At 32.1% G+C, this 15215-nt stretch carries 9 protein-coding genes; 5 read left to right on the top strand and 4 right to left on the bottom strand.

The window, feature by feature from the left end; translation table 11 throughout:
* Nucleotides 1–10: 10 nt before the first annotated feature.
* Entirely contained in the window at nt 11–1483 is a 1473-nt protein-coding gene (locus tag H0I29_RS15515; RefSeq protein ID WP_218753173.1) for a S41 family peptidase, read from the top strand.
* Nucleotides 1484–2047: 564 nt separating this feature from the next.
* On the opposite strand, the gene H0I29_RS15520 is transcribed toward H0I29_RS15515, so the two are convergent.
* Both H0I29_RS15520 and H0I29_RS15525 read right to left on the bottom strand, forming a co-directional pair.
* Complete coding sequence (locus H0I29_RS15520) at nt 2048–2596, bottom strand: transposase (protein ID WP_218753175.1); 549 nt, start codon at nt 2594–2596, stop codon at nt 2048–2050.
* A 952-nt stretch (nt 2597–3548) separates the two neighbouring features.
* A complete protein-coding gene (locus tag H0I29_RS15525; protein ID WP_218730446.1) occupies nt 3549–4517 on the bottom strand; it encodes a patatin family protein in 969 nt (322 codons plus the stop codon).
* Nucleotides 4518–4564: 47 nt separating this feature from the next.
* Between H0I29_RS15525 and H0I29_RS15530 the strand changes: the two genes are divergently transcribed.
* Together H0I29_RS15530 and H0I29_RS15535 are read left to right on the top strand one after the other, a co-directional pair.
* The gene (locus H0I29_RS15530; RefSeq protein ID WP_218753176.1) at nt 4565–5617 is read left to right on the top strand and encodes an oxidoreductase; all 1053 of its coding nucleotides are present in this window, start codon (nt 4565–4567) and stop codon (nt 5615–5617) included.
* A gap of 338 nt (nt 5618–5955) precedes the next feature.
* Nucleotides 5956–6837, top strand: coding sequence for an outer membrane beta-barrel protein (locus tag H0I29_RS15535; RefSeq protein ID WP_218753178.1), 882 nt, complete (start codon nt 5956–5958; stop codon nt 6835–6837).
* Nucleotides 6838–7307: 470 nt separating this feature from the next.
* Here H0I29_RS15535 and H0I29_RS15540 read toward each other — a convergent pair whose 3' ends face one another.
* Entirely contained in the window at nt 7308–9140 is a 1833-nt protein-coding gene (locus tag H0I29_RS15540) for a cation:proton antiporter (RefSeq protein WP_218753180.1), read from the bottom strand.
* Nucleotides 9141–9563: 423 nt separating this feature from the next.
* Here H0I29_RS15540 and H0I29_RS15545 point away from each other — a divergent pair, with 423 nt between their 5' ends.
* Nucleotides 9564–13415 carry a T9SS type A sorting domain-containing protein gene (locus tag H0I29_RS15545; RefSeq protein WP_218753182.1) on the top strand — a complete coding sequence of 1284 codons (3852 nt, stop codon included), beginning with the start codon at nt 9564–9566 and terminating at the stop codon, nt 13413–13415.
* 115 nt (nt 13416–13530) lie between these two features.
* Here H0I29_RS15545 and H0I29_RS15550 read toward each other — a convergent pair whose 3' ends face one another.
* On the bottom strand, nt 13531–14154 hold the full coding sequence (locus tag H0I29_RS15550; RefSeq protein ID WP_218730451.1) for a MarC family protein: 624 nt from the start codon (nt 14152–14154) through the stop codon (nt 13531–13533).
* A gap of 433 nt (nt 14155–14587) precedes the next feature.
* Between H0I29_RS15550 and H0I29_RS15555 the strand changes: the two genes are divergently transcribed.
* On the top strand, nt 14588–15202 hold the full coding sequence (locus H0I29_RS15555; protein WP_218753184.1) for a DEAD/DEAH box helicase: 615 nt from the start codon (nt 14588–14590) through the stop codon (nt 15200–15202).
* Nucleotides 15203–15215: the final 13 nt, after the last annotated feature.

The following is a 15215-nucleotide window of genomic DNA, read 5'->3' on the forward strand; positions in this document are numbered from 1 at the left end:
ACATAAATTTATGAAGTTTAAATTATTCCCTAAAATAATATTTGTTTTCATTGTTTCTCTACTCTTTTTTAACTGTGATAAAAGTGAAGATGGCATTCCCACTGATTTAGAAATTGAAAATTTTGTTTGGGGAGGTCTAAATGCTTACTATTTATGGCAAAGTGATGTTCCTGATTTGTCTGACTTACGTTTTAGCAATCAGAATCAATTAAATAGTTACTTAGAAGGTTTTTCATCTCCAGAAAATTTATTTGATAATTTATTATATACAGCAGAGAATAGTTATCCTGCAAATGAAAAGGGTTATGATCGTTTTTCTTGGATTGTTGATGATTATGTTGCTTTAGAAAATGCTTTTCAGGGAATTACTGTAAGCAACGGAATGGACTTTCAATTATATTTAGAAAACGGAAGTACTACCAATGTTTATGGCGTTGTTAGATATGTAGTACCTGGTTCTGATGCAAAAACACAAGGAGTTTTAAGAGGTATGGTTTTTAGTAGTGTTGATGGAACTCAAATTACAGCAAATAATTATCAAGATTTATTATTTGGTACAAATACAGATTACACCATTAATTTAGCCGATTTTAATGGTGGAAACCCAATTTTAAACGGTACTTCTATTGCTTTAAGTAAAATTCAAATACAAGAAAACCCAGTAGCAATTGTAGAAACTTTTACTGAAGGAACTAAAAAAATTGGATATTTATTATACAATCAATTTGCAAGTTCTTATGATAGTGAATTAAACGCTGCTTTTGGAACTTTTAAGGCAAGTGGAGTTACAGATTTAATCGTAGATTTACGCTACAATGGTGGTGGATCTGTGCAAACAGCAACGTATTTAGGTAGTATGATTACTACAGAGTCTAATACAACTGTTTTTTCTAAACAAGTTTGGAATGAAAAAGTAATGGAAAATAATGATGCTAGTAATTTTATAAATTATTTTACCGATAAAATTACAGATACAAACGAATCTATCAATAGTTTAAACCTTTCTACTGTCTATTTTATTGTTTCCGAAGATACCGCATCTGCATCTGAATTGGTTATAAATGCTTTAAGTGCTTATATTGATGTAAAATTAGTGGGTACACAAACTGTGGGTAAGCAAGTAGGATCTATTACCTTATATGATTCTGAAGGTTATGGAAGAAATGGTGCAGACTTAAATACCAATCACACCTACGCAATGCAACCTATTGTTTTAGAAATAAAAAATGCTAATGAAGAAAATAATCCTAATGGATATACAGCAGAAGTTCAATTGGAAGAAGATTTTGGTCTAGATACTGGTGTTATAAATTTAGGTGAATTAGGAAGTAAAACAGAACCTTTATTAGCGAGAACTATTCAATATATAACTACTGGAGCTAGATCTACAGGAAAAACGATAACTACTTTCAATAAAAATAAAATTACCAATTCTAAATTACAAAGACCTTTTGCAAACGAAATGTATGTAGATTTTAAATAATTAGAATTGAAACTTATAAAAAAATCAGCTGGCGCGAGCGTCCCGCTCGTGCTTCTACATAATATTTATTTATTCAAAAAATAATAATTTAAAACAGCATATATCAGCTTTTTGTAAATTGCTTGTTGACTTTTTATTATTGTGTCACGAGCGGGACGCTCGCGCTAGCAGCAGATAATGATATTAGCTTCTAGCTTAAAATGAGTATAATTGATATTGAAAAACAGAGTGTAGCCAATTAGTAGATTCTATAAATAGTTTTTTAGCGCGAGCGCCTCGCTCGTGTCTATACACATAACGTGTTATTTTATTAAAAAGCTAATCATTAAAATATCTGATGTTTGCTTTTTATAAATTGCATGTTGACTTCTTATTATTGTGTCACGAGCGGAACGCTCGCGTTAACGGACAGTAATTATGAGTTTCTAGTTTAAAATAAATATTATTGACTTGTAGAAAACTAATTGCTGCCAACAAGTAATTCTACAAACAATTTCAATCAATAATAACATATATTCAAGCTAGCGAGAGCGCCTCGCTCGTGCCTCTTACCATCATAATAATCTAATTCAAATCTATCTCTAAAATCGTAGAATCGTCATTGCCATAATTTCTAGCGCTGCTATATTTCCAATCTATAGAATCAGTTACAAAACCAGTTTCTACAGGATTATTATGAATATATTTTAGTTTTTGCTCAAATATCTTTAAAGACCAAATTTCAATTGGTTGATTGTGTTGTTGCCAAAATTGTTTATTGGTAACATTACTATTCTTTTTTCCAGCACGTTCAAACATCCAAAGCATCCATTCTTTTCTGCTTTCTTGCGGATTCTCTTCAATCGCTTTCAACATTTTTTTTGAAGTAAAACCTTTAAAATCTCTAATTAATCCAGAGGGATCATTTAATGCAGAACGAAAAATTAAATGTATGTGACTTGGCATTATACAATATCCATATATTTCCATTCCCTTATGCTTTCTGCAATAATCTAAAGATTCTATAATACACCAAAAATAAGCATCTCTTGTAAATACATCTATCCAATTTACCGTAGCAAAACTGATAAAATAAGCTCCTGATTTTTCTCCAAATTTATATTTTCTGCTCATATATAAAGTTTATTATGTTTATCTGCTGGCGTTAGCGTCCCGCTCGTGCCCACGCCCACACAATATAAACATACTATTTTAGAAAAAACACAATCACTATAAATGATTCAAACAAGCGTTGCGAAAATCGTTTGTTGTGTTTTATTTGTTGTTTCACGAGCGAGACGCTCGCGCTAGCGAAAGAAATACACGCTCAATCGTTAAGTTTTATTTTTGAAAATCGAACTAACCTTATCCGCTGGCGCGAGCGTCCCGCTCGTGTCTACATAATATAAACATACTATTAGAAAAAATACAATTTCTATAAATGACTCTAACAAGCGTAACGAAAATCGTTTATTGTACTTTATTTGTTGTTTCACGAGCGGGGCGGTTGCGTTAGCGAATGATTAATATAAGTGCGATTATTGATGAAGTGTCATAACCGTTATATCTGAAGGCCTAAAAAAATAAACTAATTAACTTACAAATTTAAGTACCATCCGTTGGCGCGAGCGTCCCGCTCGTGCTCACACAATATAAACATACTATTTTAGAAAAAATACAATCACTATAAATGACTCAAACAAGCTTTGTATAAATCGTTTGTTGTGTTTTATTTGTTGTTTCACGAGCGAGACGCTCGCGCTAGCGAATGATTAATATAAGTGAAATTATTGATGAAGTGTCATAACCGTTATATCTGAAGGCGTAAAAAAATAAACAAATTAATTTACAAATTTAAGTCCCATCCGCTGGCGCGAGCGTCCCGCTCGTGCCCACATAATATAAACATACTATTAGAAAAAATACAATTTCTATAAATGACTCGAACAAGCGTAACGAAAATCGTTTATTGTACTTTATTTGTTGTTTCATGAGCGAGACGCTCGCGCTAGCGAATGATTAATATAAGTCGATTATTGATGAAATATCATAACCGTTATATCTGAAAGCAAAAAAACTAATTAACTTACAAATTTAAGTCCTCTAAATCATCTAAACCTTCTTCTATTTCTTGATCTGTTAAAACATCGGGTCTAAATTCACTCATTAATTCTTCTCTCTTAGACTTTGCATATTTATAACCAGATTTCCACCATTTACGCATTAAAGTTTCATCAAAAACTAAAGAATTGGTAGTTAAAACCGTTGGAGTATAATACAAATTTAGTTTAATATTTTTATTCGTAGCAGCTAATTTACCAATGGTAATATTGTGTCTTTCTACGTGTGCCAACATAAAATCGAACACATCAAACAATAAAGAAAACGGATTTGTAGCGGGCAACTTATTAAACTGAGTGACTTCTGTTTCTAAGATAATAGCATCAATTTCTGTGGCACCACGTAAAATAGCTTCTCTAATAGGTACTAAAGACCCAAAACCACCGTCTGCATACTGACAATTATTTTTTTCTAACAAACTCATAAAAGGTACATAGTTGCAAGATCCCCAAATCCAATCACAAAAATCGTCATACGTACAATCGTTAATAGATTTATATTCAATTTGATTGGCTGTTAAATTAGAAACTGTTACAACAACCTCTTTATTGTTTTCTCTAATCTCATTATATATTTCTTTGGTAATTTTTTTCTTAATTAAAGTCCGTAAGTTTTTACTTTCTCCAAAAGTTTTTCTTCCGTTTAAAAAGTTCCAAAAGGTATTTAAATGTCGAATAGTAACCACTTTTTCTCCAGCTACTTTTTTAATTTTAAAAGGATTATTACTGAAAATAGTTTTTTGATTTACATTCGTGTATAATTTTTTTAGTTCATCTAATTTTCCAAGAGCTAAGTGAGAAACCATTAAACTTCCCGTAGAAGTACCAATATATATATCGTAATCTTTTTTTTCTTTTTTCATTAAGTATTGCGCAACTCCGCCTGCAAATGCCCCTTTACTTCCTCCTCCTGAAATTACCAATGCTTTTTTCATTATCTAAAAATGATTTGTTATATTTTAGTGCCATAAAAGTATCAAAAATGAAGAGAATAATCATATTTATTTTTGGTTTCCTAGGTTTGACGTCTTGTGCAGTCAATTATCAACCTAGAGAAATCAATGCTATTACCGTAAAAGAGTTCAAAATAGACAGCGTTAGCATTCGTGCAATTCAGGTTGTCAATAAGCATGAAGTTATATATGCAGGTTCTAATGGAGATATTGGTTTCTTTTCAGATAGCGAAGATTATAAGTTGACACCAAGGGTTTTAGAAGTGAAATATCAAGATTCTATTAGACCTAACTTTAGAAGTATTGCTTCTAATAACAAAGCTGTTTTTGCCTTAAGTATTAGTAATCCTGCTTTATTATATCATCTTTCAGATGGAAAAGCAACTTTAAAATATACAGAAAACCACGAGAAAGTTTTTTACGATGCTTTACAGTTTTTTGATGATAACCAACATGGAATTGCAGTTGGAGATCCTACAGAAAATTGCGCATCTATCCTTTTGACTTCGGATGGTGGAGATACATGGTCTAAAATTCCGTGTGCTAATTTACCTGAATTTGAAGAAGGTGAAGCATTTTTTGCGGCAAGTAACACCAATATAAAAACGATTGGTAGCACGGTGTGGATTGCATCCGGAGGAAAAAAAGCTCGTATTTTAAAGTCTGATGACTATGGAAATACTTGGCAAGTTTATAATACACCAATTGTACAAGGAAATGGACCACAAGGTATTTATTCTATTGATTTTACTGATAAAAATAACGGAATTGCAATTGGTGGTGACTACTCAAAACCTCTAGAAAACAAAGCAAATAAAGCCATAACAAATGATGGCGGACTCACTTGGACTTTAGTTGCAAATGGACAAAACCCTAACTACAAAAGCTGTGTACAGTATGTGCCTAAAACCAACGGAAAAGAGGTTTTTGCTGTTGGTAAAACAGGAATTTCGTTCTCTAATAATGGAGGTCTTAGTTGGGTAGAAGTCAGTAAAGAAGCGTATTATGCAATTCAGTTTGTAGATAAAAATACGGCTTGGTTATCTGGAAACAATAAATTAGGGAAATTGATTTTAGACTAGTGTAACAGAAGATTTAAACTATTTTTTAATAATTAAATACTTTAGATTTTCATTTACACACCAAAACGGGAATTAAACACCCATATTATCAGCTTTTTAACGAATACACCTAAGAATTAAGAAGTAATATTTTTACTTTAAAACGAAATAATTCGATGGATTTTTTTACCTTTAGTTAGGTTCATCAACCTTATCAAAAAAAAAGTATATTTGCCTTCGATTTTAATTTAAGGTGACAATAATGATCTCTAAGTTTTTGTAAATAAGTTTCATTTATGTGAGATATTAGAATCCCTAAAATTTTTATCTTTTTATAAATAATTCAAAAATTATATATTATGAAACAATTAATTACAGCAGTAGCAGCAATTTTAGTTAGTACAGCTTCTTTCGCACAATTTCAAGTATCTGCAAGCACAGGATACGCAATGAGTAGTGCAGGAATGCTTACAGGAACCACAACAACTACAACTAGTACCGAAAATAATTATGGTAGTTACGGAGAAGGTTCAAATGTTCAAATAAGAGGAACGTACTTTTTAAATGAAAAATTTGGATTAGAATTAGGTTTAGGATATTTACATGGTGCAGACCAAACAATTAACAAAACATCTATACCAACAGTTGCAGAAGTAAATGCAGTTGCAAGAGCTCGTGCATTTGGAGCCTCTGCTTCTATGGTATATAATTTTACAGAGAACTTTTACGGGCGTATTGGTGCTTTGATAAAAGTTGGTGGTAAAACAGAAGCAGTTGTTTATAATAAAGTATTCTATACCGATGATAATCCATCGCCTCAAGGCTTACCTAATGGTTCTTATTCTGAAACTAATTATATAGAAGACTTTCACGGACAATTTCCTTTAGGTTTTGTAGGTGCATTGGGATATTCATTTGATTTGAATGAACATTTTTCTCTTTTTGTAGAAGCAGAATATTACGGAATTAGTTTAAAAAGAAAAGATTCTGAATTAAAAGAATTCAATACAGATGTTGCTTTACCTGATGGTACAGTCGTTGCTAATTTCAATTTAGATAACTTACCTGATGGTTTTTATAAGGAAACTACATACGTAGATGAATTATCTCATGCAGAGGCAGCAGCTCAAGCAGAATCACCAGATCCAGATCATATAAAAAAAATATCTCAAAAAGTACCTTATTCTTCTTTCGGATTAAATTTTGGAGTTACTTATAAATTTAGTGGTTCTAGTAAATAATAGTATTACTATTTAAGTACAAGTGGTTGTCTAAAAAAGTTTTAAATCATGTTATACTGAACTAGCTTCAGATTGATGTAAAACTTTCTTTTAGACAACCATTTTTTTGTCTTCTTCCGTTTTATTAAACGGCATCTCCTTACCTATTTCTTTTTAACTTCTTCTTTTTTATCATTGATAAAGATGATTTTCAATAACTTTAAGCACCTTTTTACTACGTAGATAATCTTCTATTAATGGACTTAAAGATTGAAGTAAACCTTGAAAACTGAAGTAGTTTACTACTTTCTATTAGAATCCAGTTACAAAAAAGTCCTACCGAAGCAGGACTAATATTTTCTTTTACGTTATGTAGTTTTACATTAACAGTAAGTTATTTTATCAATATAACTCGCTAGAACATCATGTTTAAACAAAAACATAAACCACTTTATTTAAGTAACTTAGATAACTTATAGTAAAGAATAGATTTAAGTTTGTTGTTTATCTCTTTTAAAATCTTCTTTAAGAGATGCTACTTGTTGTTTATACTCTTCACGCTTTTTAAATATATAATCATCGTCTCCTTTTGGTTCAGCCGCTAAACGTCTTATACTTTCTTCGTCGTACTTAATAAATTTGGCTACTTGGTTTTTTAATGTTTCTTTTTCGAAACCAACTTTAGTTAAAACATCACAAGCCAAGGTTAAGGAAGTATCTAATGTTTCACGATAAATATTTTCAATTCCCAAATTAACCAACTCATAAGCATCATATCTGTTTCTTGCTCTAACCATTAATTCTACATGCGGATATTTTTTCTTAACCTGTTTGCTTATTTGATGTGCAGCATCTGGGTTGTCTACTGCACAAATTAAAATTTTTGCTTCTGCAATACCTGCAGACTCTAACAATCCCATACGTGTTGCATCACCATAATACACCTCAAAACCTAATTTTCTAAGATAATCTACACGATTAGAATCGTGATCTAAAATTGTGGTTTCTATATCATGAGATTTTAAAAAACGACCTACAGTACTACCAAATTGTCCAAAACCAACCAATATAATTTTTTCAGATTTAGTGTGTTCGTCCATTGGTCTTTTTATAGACTCTTTTGTACCTATTCTAGGAAGAATTAAGCGTTCGTTAATCATACTTGCAATAGGTGTAATACCCATGGTTAAGGCGGTAACTACAAGCATAATATCTAATTGTTCTTGCTCTAAAATACTAGATTGAAATGCAAATGACAACAATACAAAAGCAAACTCCCCTACTTGTGATAAATTAAAAGTCAACAATAAATTTTGATCTATTTTTAATTTAAAAACAAGTCCTACTATAAATAAAACAATGGCTTTAATAAAAATAACGGCAAGTAAAATACCTCCAATAGTAAAAGGACTGTTTTGAATTACAATAAAGTTAATCGAAGCTCCAACAGCTATAAAAAACAACCCTAACATTAAGTTTTTAAAGGGTTCTAAAGTACTTTCTAGCTCGTGTTTAAACTCACTGTTAGATAGTACTACACCTCCTAAAAATGCTCCCAATGCCGGACTTAAGCCAACGTATTCCATTACAAAGGAAATTCCGAATACAATTAAAAAAGCAGCTGCAATTAAGAGTTCTCTAACTCCAGATTTTACAACTTTACGTAACATAGGTACAATTAAATAACGACCTGCTATAATAATAAAAACTACAGATGCAATAATGGCAAGCGTTTGCAATTCCATTGGCAAACCATCTAATAAGTTTACATGACCGCCATGAGTATCTGCAGGCATCTTTGAATTAGAACTCGCCATTAACGGAATAGAACCAATCATAAAAATAACAATGATATCCTGAAATAGTAAAATTGAAAAAGCAGAAGCCCCCGAAGTGGTATGCATCAATCCTTTTTCTTTTATCGTTTGTAGTACAATTGCAGTAGAAGAAAGTGCGACTGCCATAGATAACACCAAGGCAACTTTAGACTCATAATCAAAAGAAGTAAAGAGATAATAAGACAACAACATAGTTAGAGAAACTTGTATACCTCCCATGCCTAAAATGGTTTTTCGCATCTCCCAAAAATTCTTTGGTTCAATTTCGAGACCAATTAAAAACAACATTATTACAACTCCAAACTCAGAAATATGCATAATATCTTGTCCTTCTTCCCCAATAACTCCTAGCATATAAGGTCCAATTACTACACCTGCAATCAAATACCCTAATACAGAACTTAAGCCCAATCGTTTGGCAATAGACACGCAAATAATTGCTCCTGCTAACAATATAATTGCTACAAAAAGTAAACTTCCTGTCATATTTTTACTCTATTTATTTGGTTCTTTATTTATAATTACAACTGCAAAAGTTGCAAATCATTATATTAAGTTCAAAGATATCACGATTATTAAATTAATTACTTATTTTTTTAAGAAATCGAATGTTTAAAATTAGTTTTAATTAAAAGACCTTTTTTTATCATTGATAAAAAAAAAAGAAAGGTTTCTGCTATAAATAAGTATAAAGAGTCAAGAATAAAAAGAACTTCTATAGGAACGCCAAAAGAATACAGTTTACTTCTTTTATAAGCACTTAAAATTAACTAATTACAATTAAAAAAATAAATTCAAAATAAACAATTTATTTACATATCCATTATTTAATTAACCAATATGTAATAATAAGTTTCAATTATTTTAACGATGTAAGGTTAATATTGTGGCTATTCTAAAAGAGAAAATATGTATAAAAAAATTACAATTTTAACTGCAGCCTTATTTAGCTATTTTGTTGGTTATTCACAAACAACCTTAAAAATAACAGAAATATGGTCCGGTAATAGTAAGGGGAGTAATCTTACTGGTGATTGGTTTGAAATAACAAATACAGGCTCAGAAGCATGGACTCCTGCCATGGGAGACCTTTATTTTATTGATGATAGAGATGAAATTGATTATATAGATGACGCTGTACTCATAAACGGTATTGCTGTTATTAAGCCAGGTGAATCTATTATTGCTATTAAAGATGAAGATATTACAGAATTTACATCGGTCTGGGATGACGTTTATGATTTAACAGATGTTCAAATAGGAACACACGACGGAAAAGGATTAGGGAAAGGTGGTGATGTTGTTAATTTATTTATCAGTGCAACCGTTCCTACGGATAATAGCACAAGAGTAGATTCTGCAGCGTATCCAGATACAGAAGCAAATCCAGGTCAGTCTTACGATGTTACTAAAGGCGCTTTTAGTGTTATTGGTGAAGCACCATATGTTCCGGTTGCTACAGCAGTAAATGATGAAGGTGAATCTGCCATTGCATCTCCAGGAAACACAGGTTCTACAGCACCTAATTTACAAATTACAGAAATATGGCCTGGTAACGGAAAAGGTGATAATCTTACTGGTGATTGGTTTGAAATTACAAATACAGGTTCTGGCGCATGGACTTCTGCCGAAGGAAACCTTTATTACGTAGACGACAGAGATGAAATTGACTATGTAGACGATGCTGTATTATTAAATGGTGTTACCATAATACAACCAGGAGAATCTATTATTGCTATAAAAGATGAAAATTCTACACAGTTTATTGCTGTTTGGGAAAGCGTTTACAACCTAACCAATGTTCAGATTGCTACGCATGACGGAAAAGGGTTAGGTGGCGGAGGAGATACGGTTAATTTATTTGTAAGCACCACTACTCCAACGGATAATAGTACAAGAGTAGATTCTGAAGCATATCCAGATACAGCAACAAATCCTGGTCAGTCTTACGATGTTACCAAAGGAAGTTTCAGTGTTCTTGGAGAAGGGCCGTTTGTACCTGCAGCTACAGCGGTAAATAATGAAGGTGAATCTGCAATAGGATCTCCTGGTAACTTAGAAAAAGTAGCTGCTTCTACTATAAATATCGTTGTAGATACGGCTAATTTAACGTCGTTTTTAGATGTTTCTGAAACAAATGCTGGCTTTGTTAGTGGTGTTGTAAATGATGCTACCGATCCTGCAAGCACTATTGGTATTCCTTTTTTAATTTCAGACTCTAATACCGCATTATCAGATTTAACTGTTTCTATAAACAGTAGCAATGAAGCCGTTGTGTCTAACGCGAACTTAGTTCTTACAGGTACTAGTGGAGAAAGATTATTAAAAATTATACCGAGTACTTTTGGCTTTTCAACGATAACAATTACTGTTAAAGATACAGAAGAAAACGCTGCAACATATACCATTAATTATGCAGCTTCAGCAGCTTCTATTACACCAAGTACAAGTCGTTTTCATACTGGTTCTGCAGACGGTTCTACAGGAATTGCTATAGATGATGATTATATTTGGATTGGTGATGATGAAGATCAAACGATTCGTTTATACAACGCAAATCAATCAGGTTTACCTGTAAAAGAAATCGATTTTAATAGTTTTTTAGGTTCAACCAAAGAAGCAGATTTAGAAGGTTCTTTTAGATTAGATGATACTATTTATTGGATTGGTTCTACAGCAGAAGCTGATAGATCGGTGATTTTTACTACAACTTTATCAGGAACCGGAACAGCCTCAAACTTAACGTACAATGATAAATACAACAATTTACAAGAAGATTTATTAAACTGGGATGAGAATAATCTACATGGATTAGGCGCTAACTATTTCCAATTAAGTACTGTTTTAGAAGTTGAAGCATTGGCACTTGCACCAAACAGCACAACCACTGCTTATTTAGGGTTGCGTAGTTCTACTGTAGAAAACAAAGCCATTGTAATACCTGTAACTAATTTTACCAGTTTACCAGGTATGCCTTCTGGTTCTGCAACTTTCGGAACACCTATTTTATTAGATTTAGCTGGTAGAAGTTTAAGAAGTATGGAATGTAACGAAAACGGATGTATTTTAATCGGTGGTCCTTTCGGAACAAAAACAGATTTTAAATTATATACTTGGACCGGAAATGAGGCTGATCAACCAGAACTAAGAAATGCAGATTTAACAGCATTAAATGCAAACGGTTCTTTTGAAGGTTTGGTTTCGTTGCCAAATTCTACCTTTTTAGGAGCAGATGGTGATACAGATACTGTAAAATTATTGGTAGATTTAGGTGCAACTGTTATTTATAACGATGGTGAAGAAAATAAAGGCTTACGAGATCAATGGAAAAAATTTAGAAGTGATGTAGTTACTTTGGGAACTGTTGGCACACCATTTATTAAAACCCCTGTAATAAACGAGTTTGTAATCGATCATTCTGGAACAGATACACGAGAATTTATAGAAATTTATGGAGATCCTTATACGGATTATTCAAATTATACGATTGTAGAAATTGAAGGAGATAGCGGAAATACCGGTTTAATTGATGATGCAACTTTTACCGTAGGTACTACGGATGAAAATGGGTATTGGACCAGTCCTTTTCAAGAAAATACTCTTGAAAATGGAGCAACAACATTTTTATTAGTGAAGGATTATAGTGGGGCACTTGGAGATGATATAGACACCAATGACGATGGAACAATTGATACCACTTATTGGTCTGCAGTTGTAGATGGTATTGCTAGTTCGGAAGGACAAACCGGTGATTTAGTCTATGCTTTAGATTTAGTTCCTGGTTTTGATGGGAATGAAAATCAAGTTGGTGGTGCTTCTCGTATTCCAAATGGTGTAGACACAGATAGTACAAGCGATTGGGTAAGAAATGATTATAATGGTGAAGGTTTTGACGGATTTACAGGAACTCCTGTAGAAGGTGAAGCAATTAATACACCGAATTCTTACAACAAACTTGTTGGACCTGTTTTAAATATTACAGAAATCTGGCCAGGGAACGGCGAGGGTGATAATCTTACTGCAGATTGGTTTGAAATTACGAATAATGGACCATTACCTTGGACACCAGAATTAGGTGGACTTTATTTTGATGATGATTCTCAAGATCCTGCATCTGCAGTTTTAATTTCTGGGATTACTTCTATTCAACCAGGAGAATCTGTAATTGCAGTTGATGCTTCAGACACAGATAATTATATATCAGTTTGGGGCGGAGTTTATGCTATTTCGGATGTTCAAATAGGAACCTATGCTGGTGCTGGTTTATCTGGCGGTGGAGATGCTGTAACTTTATGGATTGGAGAACCAACTACGGTTGGAACAATCGTTGACTTTGAAACCTATCCGGATACGGCTTCTAACCCAGGACAATCGTATGATGTTGAAAAAGCTGGATTTAGTGAAATTAATATAGCACCTTATTTTGCCAATGCAACCGTAGTAAATGATGCAAATGAAGCAGCTATAGGTTCACCAGGAAATAAAGGAACTGTTTTAAGTGTTTACGATAATGCAGTAAATACGGTTAAAACGTTTCCTATTCCTTTTGATGATACATTACATTTACAACTAAATACATCAACGAATATAACAATGGCTACCGTAAAAATTATAGATATGTTAGGTGCTGTTGTTTTTAGTAAAAAAATGGACCTATCAACTGGTAAAGTAACTTTAGACAATATGGTTAGGTTGCATTCAGGAGTTTATGTCTTACACATTGCTGAATTAAATACGACCATGAAGATTGTAAAGAAATAAGCATTCTTTTTAAAAAGTAAAAGCCAGTTAGTAAAACTACTAACTGGCTTTTTTTATTTAAGATTATCTTGAAACCTTCAGATATAAAGTTTAAACTAAAAAATTTACTTTAAAATTATGTGGTTATCAAATCAAAAGAAATTTTAATACCTGTAATTACCATACCTGTACCAATAATGGCAATGATTAAACCCATTATTTTACCAATCACAGAAATTACGTTATTCCCCACTACTTTTACTATTAAATCACTCAATCTAAACGTATAAAAAGTAATTAAACTCATGGTTCCGAAGATCACAATCACTAAAATGATGTGTATGGTTTGTACATTCGCCACAAAGTTCATGGCAGTTACAATGGTTCCTGGACCTGCCAAAATAGGAATTGCCAATGGAGACACCGCAATATCTTCATCAACATCTACATTTTTAATGTTCTTTACATCAGATTTTTTAGATTGTAGCATTTCAAATCCAATGTAAAATATTAAAATACCTCCTGTAATTTTAAATGCAGGGACACTTATATTAAACAATTCAAAAATATATTTACCTAAAAGCACAAAAACAGTTACAATTACAAAAGCAATAATATTACTTCGTTTGTTAATGTCTCTTTTCGTTTCTTTGTCCAAACCTCTCGTTAAAGACACAAAAACCGTCATGTTAGAGATCGGGTTGGTTATTGCAAAAAAGCCTGTAAAAACAGTTATTGCAAAGGTTATTAAATTATCCATTTATTCTAAAGTTTTGAATCTGCAAAACAATTGAATTAGTTCTTTATAACCTAAGTAATTATGATATTTTTTTCTTAAAATATTTACACACATATATCCTCTTTTTAAACCCCAAAAAAATCATTAAAATATGTCTTATCTGAGTTTAAAAAAGAGGAAGAATACATACGCTTAAATCAACCTATTTAATTGAGCCTTTTTAAGTGTTTTTATTTTATCTATTATTCTAATATATGTATTTCTAAGGTAGTTTCAATCCTAAATTCTGGTACTACCAATTCTTTTACTCAAAGCTGAAAAACCGGAGGGAATTGTTTGGTGTAAATTTCTGTTCAATGTTCCTATAAAATCGAGTCCTCAAAAGAAATGAGTACGTCAATTAAATTGTATATTTGCCTTTATTTTTACAACAAACATTTACCTTTTTTTAGATATGCCTTTTAAAAAATTACATGCTGATATAAAAGAGATCTTAGAATCTCTAGAAATAACAACTCCTACTCCATTTCAAAGTAAAAGTATACCTGTTATTAAAAGTGGTGCAAATATTTATTGTACAGCTCCAGCAAACAGTGGAAAAACGACTACACTAGTACTTACTACCTTGCATAAATTAAAGTGCCAAGAAGTTGGTTCTGCTCCAAGGGCATTGGTTTTAGTAGAAAATTCTGAAAAAGCACTTGCATTGCATGATGAATTTATAAAACTTAGTAAATACGATGCTTTACGTGTCTATGCTTGTGATGACAGAGAACACATAGAGTTGTTAAAATCAGAAATTTTTGAAGGTGTTGACGTGCTTATTGCTACGCCTAAAACCATGAATAAATTACTTTTATTAGAAGGTGTAAATACCACACAATTAAAGATTTTGAGTATAGATGATGCCCTGTTTTTAGTTGAAAAAACTGCCTATGCAGCATTAATGGCAATTACACAAAGTATTCATAAATGCCAATATGTATTATATTCAGAAAAAATGGACCCTATTTTAAAACGATTTGAGTCTTATTTTATGCAATATGCTAAAACAGTATCTGTTAAATAATATTTCACCCCAA

Source organism: Polaribacter sp. R2A056_3_33 (assembly GCF_019278485.1).
Taxonomy (GTDB): domain Bacteria; phylum Bacteroidota; class Bacteroidia; order Flavobacteriales; family Flavobacteriaceae; genus Polaribacter.